At 33.0% G+C, this 15,158-nt stretch carries 12 protein-coding genes and 1 other RNA gene; 6 read left to right on the top strand and 7 right to left on the bottom strand.

Translation table 11 applies throughout. The features are described 5' to 3' along the window. Positions 1–149: 149 nt before the first annotated feature. A complete protein-coding gene (locus O6P34_RS10595) occupies positions 150–323 on the top strand; it encodes a hypothetical protein (RefSeq protein ID WP_269684477.1) in 174 nt (57 codons plus the stop codon). 55 nt (positions 324–378) lie between these two features. On the opposite strand, the gene O6P34_RS10590 is transcribed toward O6P34_RS10595, so the two are convergent. From O6P34_RS10590 to nagB, 3 genes are all read right to left on the bottom strand, one after another. Further along, entirely contained in the window at positions 379–1,995 is a 1,617-nt protein-coding gene (locus tag O6P34_RS10590) for an ABC-F family ATP-binding cassette domain-containing protein (protein WP_269684476.1), read from the bottom strand. A 278-nt stretch (positions 1,996–2,273) separates the two neighbouring features. Continuing rightward, on the bottom strand, positions 2,274–4,340 hold the full coding sequence (locus tag O6P34_RS10585; RefSeq protein ID WP_269684475.1) for a beta-N-acetylhexosaminidase: 2,067 nt from the start codon (positions 4,338–4,340) through the stop codon (positions 2,274–2,276). A gap of 99 nt (positions 4,341–4,439) precedes the next feature. Continuing rightward, the gene (gene nagB / locus O6P34_RS10580; protein ID WP_269684474.1) at positions 4,440–6,377 is read right to left on the bottom strand and encodes a glucosamine-6-phosphate deaminase; all 1,938 of its coding nucleotides are present in this window, start codon (positions 6,375–6,377) and stop codon (positions 4,440–4,442) included. Positions 6,378–6,657: 280 nt separating this feature from the next. Here nagB and O6P34_RS10575 point away from each other — a divergent pair, with 280 nt between their 5' ends. The 3 genes from O6P34_RS10575 (at position 6,658) to O6P34_RS10565 (ending at position 10,043) form a co-directional block, all read left to right on the top strand. Continuing rightward, the gene (locus tag O6P34_RS10575; RefSeq protein WP_432419574.1) at positions 6,658–7,692 is read left to right on the top strand and encodes a sensor histidine kinase; all 1,035 of its coding nucleotides are present in this window, start codon (positions 6,658–6,660) and stop codon (positions 7,690–7,692) included. Then, entirely contained in the window at positions 7,682–8,383 is a 702-nt protein-coding gene (locus tag O6P34_RS10570) for a LytR/AlgR family response regulator transcription factor (RefSeq protein WP_269684473.1), read from the top strand. The genes O6P34_RS10575 and O6P34_RS10570 overlap by 11 nt, the downstream gene beginning before the upstream one ends. 190 nt (positions 8,384–8,573) lie before the next feature. Further along, on the top strand, positions 8,574–10,043 hold the full coding sequence (locus O6P34_RS10565; RefSeq protein WP_269684472.1) for an MFS transporter: 1,470 nt from the start codon (positions 8,574–8,576) through the stop codon (positions 10,041–10,043). Positions 10,044–10,121: 78 nt separating this feature from the next. Here O6P34_RS10565 and fsa read toward each other — a convergent pair whose 3' ends face one another. The 3 genes from fsa to ffs all read right to left on the bottom strand — a co-directional run bounded on the left by fsa (position 10,122) and on the right by ffs (position 11,829). Beyond that, positions 10,122–10,778: a fructose-6-phosphate aldolase gene (gene fsa, locus O6P34_RS10560; protein ID WP_269684471.1), complete on the bottom strand. Its 657-nt coding sequence runs from the start codon at positions 10,776–10,778 to the stop codon at positions 10,122–10,124. A 46-nt stretch (positions 10,779–10,824) separates the two neighbouring features. Further along, positions 10,825–11,628 (bottom strand): SDR family oxidoreductase, encoded by an 804-nt coding sequence (locus tag O6P34_RS10555; protein WP_269684470.1) that lies wholly within the window; start codon positions 11,626–11,628, stop codon positions 10,825–10,827. 103 nt (positions 11,629–11,731) lie between these two features. Further along, positions 11,732–11,829, bottom strand: an RNA gene (gene ffs / locus O6P34_RS10550) — signal recognition particle sRNA small type. An 87-nt stretch (positions 11,830–11,916) separates the two neighbouring features. On the opposite strand from ffs, the gene O6P34_RS10545 reads away from it, so the two are divergent. Beyond that, positions 11,917–12,966 (top strand): glutaminyl-peptide cyclotransferase, encoded by a 1,050-nt coding sequence (locus tag O6P34_RS10545; protein WP_269684469.1) that lies wholly within the window; start codon positions 11,917–11,919, stop codon positions 12,964–12,966. 5 nt (positions 12,967–12,971) lie between these two features. Further along, positions 12,972–14,210: an imidazolonepropionase gene (hutI, locus tag O6P34_RS10540; protein ID WP_269684468.1), complete on the top strand. Its 1,239-nt coding sequence runs from the start codon at positions 12,972–12,974 to the stop codon at positions 14,208–14,210. Positions 14,211–14,262: 52 nt separating this feature from the next. Here hutI and O6P34_RS10535 read toward each other — a convergent pair whose 3' ends face one another. Further along, a complete protein-coding gene (locus O6P34_RS10535; RefSeq protein ID WP_269684467.1) occupies positions 14,263–15,147 on the bottom strand; it encodes a DUF8428 domain-containing protein in 885 nt (294 codons plus the stop codon). Positions 15,148–15,158: the final 11 nt, after the last annotated feature.

Here is a 15,158-nt window from a genome sequence, read left to right as displayed (position 1 = left end):
CTATAAAATCCTGTTTTTGAGCCCTATTTTAATAATTTAAAAAAGGAATAATAGAAGTTTTTACACGAATTATGTAACTATTCAACTTTTAAAATGAGATACTTTTATACGAAACTAATCTGTTGAATTTCATTTAATACAAAAAAATCATGGGAAACAAATTAATCAAATTAATCGTTGCATTTGTAATGATTGTATCGTTCACGAGCTGCGAAGTTATTGGAGGTATTTTTAAAGCTGGTATGGGTTTTGGAATTGCATTGGTAGTAATAGTATTGGCAGTAATCCTTTTTGTGATTAGCAAACTGTTTGGCAAAAAATAGAAAAAATAAAAAATCCCATTAGTAAATAATGGGATTTAAAAAAAAATATTTTTATTTAAGAATACATCTTCGTTCTTAATTCCTGAACTCCTTCGTTGTCCAAATATTCATCAAAAGTCATGTAACGGTCAATCGCTCCTTTTGGAGTCAATTCAACTACTCTATTTCCAACAGTTTGAGAAAACTCATGATCATGTGTTGTAAAAATTACCGAACCTTTGAAGTTTTTCAAAGAATTATTAAACGCTGTGATTGACTCTAAATCCAGGTGATTTGTTGGTTCATCCAGCATCAAAACGTTAGCTCTTTCCATCATCATTCGAGATAACATACAACGTACTTTTTCTCCTCCAGATAAAACACGACACGTTTTTAAGGCTTCTTCTCCAGAAAAAATCATTTTCCCAAGGAAGCTGCGAATATTTACCTCATCGCGCTCTTCTTCCGTTTTTACCCATTGACGCAACCAATCTACAAGCGAATAATCACTCTCAAAGAACGAATGGTTTTCTACCGGCAAATACGCTTGGTTTGTGGTAACTCCCCAATCACAAGTTCCGGAATCTGCTGTTTGGTTTCCGTTTAGGATTTCATAGAAAGCAGTTGTTGCACGCGAATCTTTAGAGAACAACACGATTTTATCGCCTTTTGCCATATTCAAATCCACTCCTTTAAACAAAACCTCACCATCTACAGAAGCACTCAAATTTTGTACATTCAAAATCTGATCTCCAGCTTCACGTTCTTGGTCAAATATAATCGCAGGATAACGACGACTTGATGGTCTAATTTCGGAAATATTCAATTTAGAAATCATCTTTTTACGGGAAGTAGCTTGTTTTGATTTGGCCACATTCGCGCTAAAACGACGAATAAATTCTTCTAATTCCTGTTTCTTTTCTTCTGCTTTTTTGTTTTGTTGTGCGCGTTGTTTTGCTGCTAATTGGCTTGATTCATACCAAAAAGTATAATTTCCGGAGTAATGATTAATTTTATTAAAATCAATATCTGAAATGTGTGTACAAACTGAATCCAAAAAGTGTCTGTCATGCGAAACTACAATTACTGTATTTTCATAATTAGCAAGGAAATTTTCTAACCAAGCAATAGTTTCAAAATCCAAATCATTGGTAGGCTCATCCATAATAAGCAAATCAGGATTTCCAAAAAGGGCTTGCGCCAAAAGCACTCGCACTTTGATTTTTCCTTCTAAATCGCCCATTAACGTATAATGATTATCCTCTGAAATACCAAGATTTGACAACATTGATGCAGCATCAGAATCTGCATTCCAACCATTCATTTCTTCAAATTGCACTTGCAACTCCCCTATTCGATCTGCATTTTTATCATTGTAATCCAAGTACAATTCGTCCATTTCTTTTTTGATGGCGTATAAAACTTTGTTCCCCATCATTACTGTTTCCAGAACGGTGTACTCATCAAACATATTGTGGTTTTGGTTCAAAACCGACATGCGTTTCCCTGGTTCCAAATGTATGTGTCCCGAAGTTGGGTCCATATCACCTGCTATTATTTTTAAGAATGTAGATTTTCCAGCACCATTGGCTCCAATAACTCCGTAAATATTACCGTGTGTAAAAGTAGTATTTACTTCGTCGAACAAAATTCGTTTGCCAAATTGAACTGATAAATTATTGACTGTTAACATGAATGTCTTTTTATTAAAAATTTTTGCAAAAATACAAAAAAATACTGATTTTTATAAATCAAAAAGAAGACATTTATCGAAATTTAGTTTGACAAGTCTTTGATTAAATTCCATAAAAAAACCTGACAAAAATGTCAGGTTTAGAATATCATCTTCTTTAAAAAACCTATTTAAAAAATTAAAAAGAAGCTACTATTTATTCTAAATAAAATAAGGCAAAATATAAATAACCAAACTCAATTTTACCAATCCTTATTTTATTTAGAATTGTTTCTTCTTTATAGTAATTTTATCAAACTGCTGTAAACGGCCAATTCTACATCGGCATACTTTTTTGAATTGCATTGTTCTATTAAATCGCTCAAAATCGCAGTATTTACGGCTTGTTTTTTTTCTATTTTCAATAGAAGTTGCTGCGATGCTTCACTTATGTTTTTTGACAAAGGTAAAATAGGCTGAATCAAAGGAGCGTTAGAACTTAACGCTATCAGTTTAGAGTTAATTTCAATCCATTTTTTGAGAAAATCAGTAACTCTGTTTTGATTCTCAGGGCTTTTATTTTCTAAATATTGATTGACAGCTACCTCAAAAGCTACTGCATCTTCCGCATCCGGGGTACAAACATCCGCAAATAAAGTCAACGGCGAATACACCTTATATTCTGTTCCTTCGCTATTTCTGGTATATATTTTCAGTGGTTCACAAATCTTTGAAAAATCTTCTAAAGCTTCTGTTTTTTGATTGTTACTGATGTTTCTTAAAATTACATCTTTGTTCTTCAAATGAGTAATCCCCAATTCTTCTAATCTAAAAGAAATGGTTTTTAACCTTTTGCGCAAGCTGCTCAAATCAGTAATTGCAGCATCTGACCATAATCTTTCGGCAATTGCTGCAGTTCTTGGCCAAATCCTGGAATCAATAGTCAACGGTGTTACAAGCTCGCTCCACATTACAGCTTCACCTCCCAAAATTCTTGCTCTTTCTTCACTGGTCAACGCTATATTTTTAGCAATTGGATCATTTAAATAATGATCTGCTACACTTTGCATCAAATCAATATAATAACCGTTTGACAAAACAGTTTTATAACCGCTCTTTGCTGCAATTACTAATGATTGTCCGGACAAAAGCCCTTCATTAGGACCTCTCCAAGAATGAATCACAGCCTCTTTCGACATGTTTTTTGTCATGATTTCTTCCCAACCCATTAATTCCTTTTGATGTTTTTTAAGCATCGGGATTAATTGCATCGTGAAATACGTTTGCAATTCATGATTGTTTGCCAATTTATTCTTTTTCATGAACGCCTGTATTTTAGGATTAGCATCCCAATCTTTCCCCTCATTTTCGTCTCCTCCAATATGGAAATATTTTCCCGAAAAAAGCGGACAAACCTCATCAAAAATTTCACTCAACAGCTCATATGTTCTGGGATTTGATGGATCTATAGTTGGTGTAAAAATCCCTGAATTTCGCTCTAAAGAATAGGGAGCTATCGTTGAAGTCTGCGTTTTATTTTCTAAAAAATTTGCATTTGAATTCACCACTTTACTTCCTATTTCTGGATAAGCAGTGAGTATTGCCGTAGCATGACCAGGAACATCAATTTCAGGAATCACCATAATTCCTCTTTGGTCGGCATATTTTACAATGTCTTTAATTTCTTCTTGTGTATAATAATCCCCATCCGAAGCTAATTCTGTAAATCTTGGGTGTTTTTTCATTTCAATTCTCCATCCTTGATCATCAACCAAATGCCAATGAAAAACATTCATTTTAACAGCAGCCATTGCATCAAGATTTCTTTTGATAACATCAACCGGCTGAAAATGTCTTGCGGCATCTATCATCAAACCTCTCCAAGTAAATCTGGGAAAATCAGTAATACTAACCATCGGAAAATAAAAAGAACTCGCGTTGTTTTGCAACAATTGTAATACTGTTTCTAAGGCATGAATTGCCCCCAAATCTGATGTAGCGTTGATTGTTATACCTGTAGACTGAATTTCTAATTGATAACTTTCGTCTTCATACAATCCTGTTTTTCCTGCTTTGGCACAATTTATTTGTAAGGAAGCAGTGGGAAATTCATTTTCTTTCGTAACAAATCCTTGTTCTAAAAACAATCCCGTTCTCCCGTCTAATCTTCGAAGAAAATGAGTTGCAGCTTGAAAAATTCTGGCATCAGGTTGTCCTTTTATGTTTACTTTAAAATTTTTATCTAAAGTAAAAGTACCCGATTTCATCTCTATCTTTTGCGGCCAGGGCATCAAATCTAATGAGGTTGTTTTTATTTGGGCATTGGCTACAAAGCCAGAAAATAAAAGAATTAAAATGTATTTCATAAGTATTTTGATTAGAAAATTAAACCGATTTTAACAAGTCAAAAAAATGGTTTTTGATTTATGTCAATGAAAAAAAAGTAATTACAAATAGTTTTTTTTTTAGTAATCAAATCGTTTAAAAGCTTCTATAGCTTCGTATTCCGCTAATCCCAAATCATCATACAATTTTGCGGTGTTTTTATTACGATCTTCGGCTCTTACCCAAAATTCTCTAGAATCGTTGCCTTGAAACATTACTCTGTCTTTTTGGGATTGATGGTATAAAATGGCATGTCTTTTTAGTAAAACCTCATCAGGGCTCAACGGAACAGCCATATCAATTTCATGAATATCCCACTCATGCCAAGCTCCACGATACAACCACAACCAACAATCGTTCATGTAAGGTTGAGATTTTAGCGCTCTCAAAGCAGCAAAAACAGCATTCAAACATACTTCATGAGTACCATGTGGATCTGCTAAATCACCAGCTGCGAAAACTTGATGTGGTTTTATTTTTGCAATAATATCTTTAACAATTTCGATATCTTCTGCTCCAATTGGATTTTTCTTTACTTGTCCGGTTTCATAAAATGGCATGTCCAGAAAATGAATATTCGTATCTTTTAGCCCTATGTAACGGGTAGCGGCATAGGATTCTCTTCTTCTGATAAGTCCTTTTAATTTTCGAACTTCCAGGGAGTCAACTTGTGTTTCTGTTTTGTTATTCAAAAAATCAATTATTTCCTGAAAATTAATTTTGCTGTTATCCTCTCCTACGAAATCATTACATACTTCAGCGAATTTTAAAGCTTCGTCATCGGTTACTGCAATATTTCCGGAAGTTTGGTACACCACATGAACATCATGACCTTGTTTTATCAATTTTGAAAAAGTTCCTCCCATAGAAATCACATCATCATCTGGATGCGGACTAAAAAGAATAACTCTTTTCTTCGCCGGATTTGCTCTTTCAGGTCTAAAGGAATCATCGGTGTTCGGTTTTCCTCCCGGCCATCCTGTGATGGTATGTTGCAAAACATTGAACATGTTTATATTCAAATCATACGCAGAACCTTCCAGCGCCAACAAATCAGACATTCCGTTATTATTGTAATCTCTGTCTGTTAATTTCAATATAGATTGATTGGTGCTTTGACACAACCAAACTATAGCTTTACTTTTTAATTCCTGATTCCAAATGCATTCTCCTACTAACCAAGGTGTTTTGAATCGTGTCAATTCAGAAGCGGCAGATTGATCTAAAACAAAAGTTGCATTGGTATGATTTTGTAAAAATGTAGCCGGAACTTCAGAACTGATTTCACCTTGAATAGTTCTTTTGATAATATCAGCTTTATTTTGGCCCCAAGCCATCAAAACAATTCTCTTAGATCTAAGAATTGTTGAAACACCCATGGTAATTGCTCTTTTTGGAACATTATCAATACCATTAAAATCGGATGATGCATCGACTCTTGTGATGTGATCTAAGGTAATAATGCGAGTTCCTGAATTAACGTGTGAACCAGGTTCATTAAAACCTACGTGGCCTGTACGACCAATTCCCAATAATTGAAAATCAAGTCCACCCGATTTTTTAATATTCATTTCATAATCAATACAATATTGATACAAATGATCGAGAGCTATAGTTCCGTCGGGAATATTGATATTCTCCGGTTTTATATCAATATGATTGAACAAATGTTCGTGCATGAAATAATGATAGCTTTGTTTATTCTCCTTGTTCATTGGATAATATTCATCCAAATTAAATGTGATTACATTACTAAAACTTAGTCCCTCCTCTTTATGCATTCGAACTAATTCGTCATATACTTTTATGGGTGAAGAACCGGTTGCCAAACCAAGCACACACGGTTTATTTTCCGCTTGCTTGCTTTTGATTAATTGTGCTATTTCCTGAGCGACGATAACGGACGCTTCAATTGAGTTTTTGAAGATTTCGTTATGAATTTTTTCATATCTGGTTTCTTCAAATTTACCGGCACTTTTATAGCTAATGTCAGGTTTAATTTCTAAAGCACTTTTCATTTTATTTTTATTTATTCGATTTAATTACTTCGCTGATATTAATTGTTTTAATATACCTATAAAATTAAATGAAACTATTTTCTAAAAAAAATTATTTAAACCAACGGCTCTGTTTTTTAAACCAACGACATGATTCTTTCAATAATGCGTTTACAAAATGATTACTATTTATGTTTCTAAATTTTTTTATTCGAAAAAACCGATTTTTGTTGCCAAATTGATTAAAGTTGCAAATCATAAACTTCAAAATATTCCAAAAAAAGTGAGCCATTTAAAAGAAATGAAATTCGATATTAAACTTCAAAATCATTTTTGGTTTTGGGGATTGTATTTCTTACTGAATTTTCTTCGCTGGGGCGCTTATTTTAATGATTACGAATATTCCTTTAAATCCAATTTGATAGAATTTGCTTTACACATTCCGCTGGTGTATTTCAATTTGTTTGTTCTGGTCCCGCGCTATGTATTAAAATCAAAATATATAGCATATGCCGTTACACTTTTGTTAAGTCTATTTATCATTTATTTATTAAAAACAGGATTAACTTATTTTATCATTTCAGAAAACATTTGGCCAGAAGCCAACAGAGAATACAAACCCTTTGAAATAAACCATATTGTTGCTGTATGTATTGGCGAATTGTATGTTTTAGCAATGGCTTCTTCTGTTTATCTGACATTGACTTGGCTTAAGGAAAGAGATCGAAATAGAGTATTAAGAGAAGAACAATTTAAAATAAAACTCAAATATTTAAAGACACAAATTCAACCGCATTTTTTCTTCAATACGCTGAATAACTTATATGCTTTGTCATTAGAATCCTCAGAAAAAGTTCCTGATGTAATTATAAAGCTTTCCAAATTAATGGAATATGTGCTGTATGAAATCGAAGAAACTAAATTTGTTCCGCTAATCAACGAAATCGATTATATTCAAAATTACATTGAAATTGAAAAACTTCGTTTTGAAAATGTTGAAGTTACGATAAACATAGAATCGGATATTGACGACGTCAAAGTTCCGCCTTTACTGCTTATTTCTCTTATTGAAAATGCGTTTAAACACGGCGGAACCAATAATGAGCAACTGCAGATAAAGATTAATTTTAAAGTGATTGATGGAACGACTTTAGATTTTGTTATCCTGAATAATTTTGTACTTTCACAAAATAATAATCCCAAAAAGGGCATTGGACTCCAAAATACCAAGAAAAGATTGAAATTAATTTTCAAAAACAACTTTACTTTAGAACAAAAAGTGAAGTTTAATTATTATATCATTCGTTTACAAATACCCATTGCTGATGAAAATTAAATGCATTTTGATTGATGATGAACCACTAGCTATTAAAGTCTTACAAAATTATTTTACTGATTTTTCAGATTTTGAAATTATTGGAACATTTAATAATGCATTAGAAGCTCTTGAATTTATTAACAACAATGGTGTTGATGCCGTTTTTTTGGATATTAATATGCCCATGATGACCGGTTTTGAATTAATCAGTTTGATTGAAAATAAAACCAGAGTAATCATAACGAGTGCATTCAGAGAATTTGCTGTTGAAAGTTACGATTTAGATGTTTTAGATTATTTGTTGAAGCCCATCCCGCTCCCACGATTTGTTAAATGCATCAATAAAATTACAACCGAATTCAATCTGAAAAACAACATCAAAATTGAAAACCAACGAATTGATTCTCATATTTTTATCAAAGTCGATAAAAAAATGATCAAAATAAACATTGATGAAATTCTTTTTATCGAAGGAATGAAAGAATATGTAAAAGTAATTACAGTAGACAAAACGTATATCACCCGCAAATCTTTAACTTCTTTGTCCGATGAATTACCCGCAGATCGATTCATCAGAATTCACAAATCCTTCACCATTGCAATTGACAAAGTAAAGTCGATTGAAGGAAATAAAATACAAATACATTCCTACACCATTCCTATCGGACGCAATTACAGTAAAGATGCAAAAAGTAAAATTTTAGAATAAATTTTTAATCAAAACCCGTTAATTCACAGTCAAAAACTCAACAAAAATGTACTTTGTTCAATAAATAATGCTGTTTATATAAAAATGATAATTTTTATAGGAAAATATTTTTTTTTAGTTTAGGTAAGAAATATATTTACAGTCTTGCAGCAAAAAACATATTAAATAATTTAAAAACCAAAAAAAAATCATGAGTTCAGAAAATGTGCAAACCAAATGGGGACAGTTTATCTCTTTGATAATCGTCTTCTTCTTTTGGGGTTTTGTCGGGTCAGCAAACGACATTCTAATCCCAGTATTCAAAAAAGTATTTACTTTATCTCAAGTTCAATCACAATTAGTCGCTTGGGCTTTTTATGCAGCTTACTTTGTAGGATCAATAATTTTCTTTCTAATATCTTTAAAAGTAGATGTTTTACAAAAATTTGGATACAAAAAAACACTTTCTGCTGGTTTAATTCTTTCAGCTATTGGTTCCTTTTTATTTGTTCCTGCTGCAACAATGGAAAGTTTTCCGTTCTTTTTAACCGCTTTATTTACCGTAGGTTTAGGTTTTTCTATTCAACAAATTGTTGCTAATCCATTAGCCATCAAAATGGGAAGCCCATCAACTGGAGCGCACCGTTTGACTTTGGCTGGAGGTGTAAATTCTTTTGGAACAACTATCGGTGCCATTTTATTAGGGATTGCTTTGTTCGGAATGGGAGATGATAAAAAAACATCCCTTTCATTAGAAGATATTAAATCACCGTTCATCATTTTAGGACTTGCTTTTATTGCAGTAGCCATTTTTATGAACTTTTCTAAAATTGAGGATCCTGTAAAACTAGAAGAAGCAGAAGTTAAACATGCTCACGAAAAATTCAGCATTTTAGACTATCCACAGCTTTACTTAGGAATGTTGGCTATTTTTATTTACGTTGGAACCGAGGTAACTATAATTAGTAATTTACCAGCTTTGTTAAAAACTTCAGAATTTGGCAGTATTTTAGAAGATGCCATTTCGCCATTTATTGCATTATACTGGGGAAGTTTGATGATTGGTCGTTGGAATGGTGGTGTAAATGTTTTTAACACTTCAAAAATAGCTAATATTGCTCTTAAATTTATCGTACCTGCGTTAGGATTTGGAGTTATTATAGGAGCTAACATATTTGCAGGTCATGATGTTTCTGCCTTTTATATTTATCCTATCTGGATATTAATGTTTATTGCAGTAAGCTTTATAGGTGGTAAAAATGCAGGTAAAACATTAATGCTTTTTGGTCTTTCAGGATTACTGATGATGCTTATCGGATTAGTTTGTCCTGATACAGAAATTGCTAAATTCTTCCTTATCTCCGGTGGATTATTCTTATCTATCATGTGGCCATCTATTTTTGATTTAGCTATTGCCGGTTTAGGAAAAAATACAGGAAAAGCATCTTCTTTCTTAATCATGATGATTCTTGGAGGAGGAGTTATTCCTTTGGTTCAAGGAAGTATCTGCGATATAGATTTAACTAGTCCAAATGGAATATTTGGTATTTCATGGACGCATTTCTCTTATATAGTTCCACTTCTTGGTTTTGCATATTTAGGCTTTTACGGTTACTATTGCCCTAAAATATTAAAAAGACAAGGAATTAATCATATCCAAAGCGAAGGAGGAGGTCACTAATAACTCGCTAGAAACCAAATAAAAAAGTCCCGTTTTACACTGTAAAACGGGACTTTTTTTTATACTAAAACTTGTTTCTTATTTATTTCCTTTCTCGAAATCAGCAATAAACTGAGCCAATCCGATATCAGTCAATGGGTGTTTCAATAAACCATAAATGGCAGATAATGGTCCAGTCATAACATCAGCACCAATTTTAGCACAATTTACAATATGCATCGTGTGACGAACAGAAGCTGCAAGAATTTGAGTTTCGTAACCGTAATTATCATAAATTAATCTGATTTCTTCGATCAAAGCTAAACCATCTGTAGATACATCATCCAAACGACCAATGAACGGTGAAACATAAGTTGCACCAGCTTTGGCAGCTAATAAAGCTTGTCCAGCTGAGAATACTAAAGTAACATTAGTTCTGATTCCTTTATCTGAAAAATATTTTGCAGCCATCACACCTTCTTTGGTCATTGGCAATTTAACCACAATTTGCTCATGTAAATCAGCCAATTCCTCACCTTCTTTAACCATTCCGTCAAAGTCCATTGCATTTACTTCAGCACTTACATCACCATCAACTAAGTTGCAAATGTCTACATAATGTTTCAAAATGTTATTTTTTCCGGTAATTCCTTCTTTAGCCATTAATGATGGATTTGTTGTAACGCCATCCAAAACACCTAATGCTTGTGCTTCCTTAATTTGAGCTAAATTAGCTGTGTCAATAAAAAATTTCATAATATAGTTATATTTAATTGTGTGTTTAAAAAAATTCGCTTCAAAATTACAATTTATAATGATTCATCAGCATTTTTTCATAGACTTTGTCAGGCAAAATTCGCTTCAAAACGATGGAAAATTTTTGCATAAAAACACCTATTTTATAATGGATTTTTGGCTCCTTAGTTTGTATAATTTTATATACCGCTTCGGCCATTTCATTTGGATTGCTCCCACTGTTTACATGTTCATCCATTGTTTTAAGCGTGTCGCCATAGGTTTTTTCATAAGCAGAACCTTTAAGTAGAGGAGCATGAAAACGCCCCGCAGCAATATTAGTTGCAAAATCACCCGGAGCTACATTTGTAATTTGAATTCCAAATGGTTTTACCTCCATTCGTAACGCTTCCGTAATCAATTCTAAAGCCCCTTTTGAGGCTGAATATACGCTGCGATACGGCAATCCCATGTAACCCGCAATTGAAGTAATATTGATAATTAAACCTGATTGTTGCGCACGCATTTGTGGCAAAACAGCCTTCATTACTTCAATTGGGCCAAATAAATTAGTTTCAAAATTATTCTTTATTTCTGCTGTTGGAATTTCTTCTAAAGGACCGGTAATCCCAACACCGGCATTATTAATTACAACATCTAACCTTCCGGAAATTGCAATGACTTTGGCTACAGCCTTATCAATAGAATCCACATCACGGACATCCAAAGCAATCAAAGGAAAAATAGCATTCAAAACCTTTTCAGGATTTCTACTCGTACCATAAACAACAAATCCTTTATGGTGTAAAAACTCCCCAATAGATTTACCAATTCCCGAAGAACCGCCTGTAATTAAGACTACTTTATTCATATTTTTATTTTAGAATTGTCCAAAAATAAAAAAATCCTCCCGAAGGAAGACTACTTATTTCTGTGAATTTCGAAAAGAATCTGAAATAAATTCAGATTAAAAAAAATGGCAAGCGACCTACATCGCACCGCTCAACCACGTACCCTTGCTATGTTCCCATCCTGGGGGAGTCTGCAGGAGCTGGTCGTGTAGGACTTGCCGGTGCAAATATACAACCTTTTTATATTTTTGCAAGTGCTTTGCCCCTATAAAATAAGGTTGTATATTGGGGTCTTTAAAATTTAAACTATGAGAAATTATAACTTCCTATTTATCATTTTATTAGGAATCACTTTAGCCAATTGTGGCGATACAAAAAAAGAAGAAAATAGTCTGTTTACTTTTGATATTTCTACTTTTAAGGAGCAATATCAGCCTCAGGAAGCGATAGATTTAGGAATTTTAAATCCAAAATCGAAAGAAATCGACAGCATTGTTTATTATGTTAATGACAAAAAAATCGGTTCCAAAAAAGGGTTGGACAAAGTAAACTTTCCATTTAAAGACCAAAAACTGGGCTATCAAAACTTTAAAGCTTTAGTGTATTTTGAAGGAGAAAATGCAGTAGCAACACAGCGAATCGAATTGGTTTCGAATGTGCAGCCTAAATCATTAAAATATACTATTGTCAATACTTTCCCACACGATACCGCTTCATTTACTGAAGGTTTAGAGTTTTATAAAGATACTCTATATGAAAGTACAGGCGAAAAAGGGGCTTCTTATTTTAGAAAATACGATTACAAAACAGGAAAAGTATATCAACAAGTTAATATTGATTCTAAATATTTTGGAGAAGGAATTACCTTTATAAATAATAAAATCTATCAACTGACTTGGCAGGAAAAAACAGGTTTCATTTATAATGCCACTACTTTAAAACTAGAAAAAACCTTCACTTATGACAAAGATATTGAAGGTTGGGGAATGACAAATGACGGAAAATACATTTATCAGACTGATGGTACCGAAAAAATTTGGAAAATGGATCCGGAAACTCAAAAAATGATTGATTATATTAATGTCTATTCAGGGAATTTCAAGATAAAAGCAGTCAACGAATTAGAATTAATCAATGGGAAATTTTATGTTAATGTCTTTCAAAAAGATGCAATTGCTGTTGTAAACCCAACCAGTGGAGCTGTAGAAGGAATATTAGACATGTCTGGTTTGAGAAAATTATTGAATGCAACACCTGATGATGTTTTAAACGGAATTGCCTATAATCCTAAAACTAAAACCATTTTTATAACCGGAAAAAACTGGAATAAAATGTTTGAAATAACGGTTTCTGAATAATTATCATGATAACCTTAATCATCAATATCAAGGAATTAATTCAAATTAGAGACGCATCGATTTTGAAAGTTTCGGGAAGTGAAATGGCAGTTCTCCCAACGATTAAAAATGCATTTTTAATTATTGAAGATGATTTAATTGCTGATTTTGGTATGATGAAAAACCTACCGACAATCAATGCCGACAAAAGGATTGACGCAACGGGAAAAATGATTTTACCTACTTGGTGCGACAGTCATACACATCTTGTTTATGCCGGCAATCGGGAACAGGAATTTGTAGATAGAATCAATGGTTTGACCTATGAAGAAATTGCCAATCGTGGTGGTGGAATTCTAAATTCTGCAAAAAAACTCAACGAAACATCTGAAGAAGATCTTTACGACCAATCTAAAACCAGATTAGAAGAGATCATGCATTTAGGAACCGGAGCTGTCGAAATCAAATCCGGATATGGCTTAACAATCGACGGAGAGCTCAAAATGCTTCGCGTTATTCAAAAATTATCACAAAACTACCCTATAACGATTAAAGCTACTTTTCTTGGCGCTCATGCCATTCCTGCGGCATTTGCAACAAACAGAAAAGGATATATTGATTGTATCATAACTGAAATGCTTCCTGAAATTGCCAAAAATAACTTGGCTGATTTCATAGATGTTTTTTGTGAAACCGGTTATTTCACCGTTGAAGAAACCGAACAGATTATGGAAGCCGGAATTCGTTTTGGCTTAAAGCCAAAAATCCATGTCAATCAATTCAATTCTATTGGTGGAATTCAAGCTGGAATAAAACACAAAGCACTTTCGGTGGATCATCTAGAAATAATGAAACCCGAAGATATTGAAGCTTTAAAAAACACAGAAACAATGCCTGTGGCTTTACCTTCCTGCTCCTACTTTCTGAGTATTCCGTATACTCCGGCGCGGGAAATAATTGCAGCGGGACTTCCTTTAACCCTTGCAACCGACTATAACCCTGGTTCCACTCCATCCGGAAATATGAATTTTGTGGTGTCAACCGCATGTATCAAAATGAAAATGACTCCCGATGAAGCCATAAATGCAGCTACAATAAATGGTGCTTACGCCATGGGAATTTCAAATAGTCACGGAAGTATTACTATTGGCAAAAAAGCTAATTTCAGCATTACAAAACCTATTTCTTCTTATTATCAATTGCCTTATGCCTTTGGCAGTAATCTAATTGAATCTGTATTTCTTGAAGGTAAAATTTTGACATAAAAAAAGAGGAACCACTATAGTTCCTCTTTTTTTATTCTGTCTTTGAAAAATATTATTTCAAAGTAAAACTAGTTTTAGAAACCAATTCGTCTTTATCAAAAACATTGATAAAATAAGTTCCTTTTGCAAAATCTTTACCTGGTAAATCTTCTGATACATTAACCGTTTTGTTTTCATATCTCACATTACTTGCAAAACTGTAAGTAAGGATTTTATCTCCAAAATTTTCTGTTTTCTTATCTCCTAAAACATTGTTTTTACTGTCAATTACTTGAACATAATATGTTTTATCTCCAGATTTAGCAATTTGGTTTTCAGCAATTGTGAAGCTAATTTTAAGAACATCAGCTCTGCTTGCTTTATCAGTTTCAACTTGTTTTCCAGAACTTCTCAATTTATATGCAGAAGTTTTTGTGTTCAAAATAGTCAATTTTGAACCTTTCTCAACAGTTTTAGCTAATTCTTCATTTTGTCCTACTAATACTTCATTGAATTTTTTAGATTCTCCCAAAACCACTACTGTACTGTCACGTTGTGAAGTTAAAGTAGTATTTTGTTTTTTCAATCCTTCATTTTCAGCCATTAAGGTTTTCATATTTCCTTGAAGCGCCAAAAATTGAGTTTTATATTTTGCCATTGAAGCAACATCTCCTTTTGATTTATTCAAATCATCCATTAAGTTTACAACTTTGTCTCTTTCTTGAATTAACTCTTCAGACATTGTTGTATTTTCTGCAATTGCTGCATCATAAGTCGCTTTTAACTCTTGCAAATCCTTCATAACTGATTCTTTTTCAGTCATTGTAGATTTCAATTCAGTTTGAACGATTTCTGCATCAGAGGACATTTTAAATATATATACTAAACTCCCCACTAATAAAATTGCCAATACGGCAACGACTGCTTTTAAACTTGAACTACTTTTTTGATTTTCCATCGGTTAAATTT

It is taken from the genome of Flavobacterium lacustre (assembly GCF_027474525.2).
GTDB lineage: Bacteria > Bacteroidota > Bacteroidia > Flavobacteriales > Flavobacteriaceae > Flavobacterium > Flavobacterium lacustre.
This window is presented reverse-complemented; position numbering and strand designations above follow the sequence as displayed.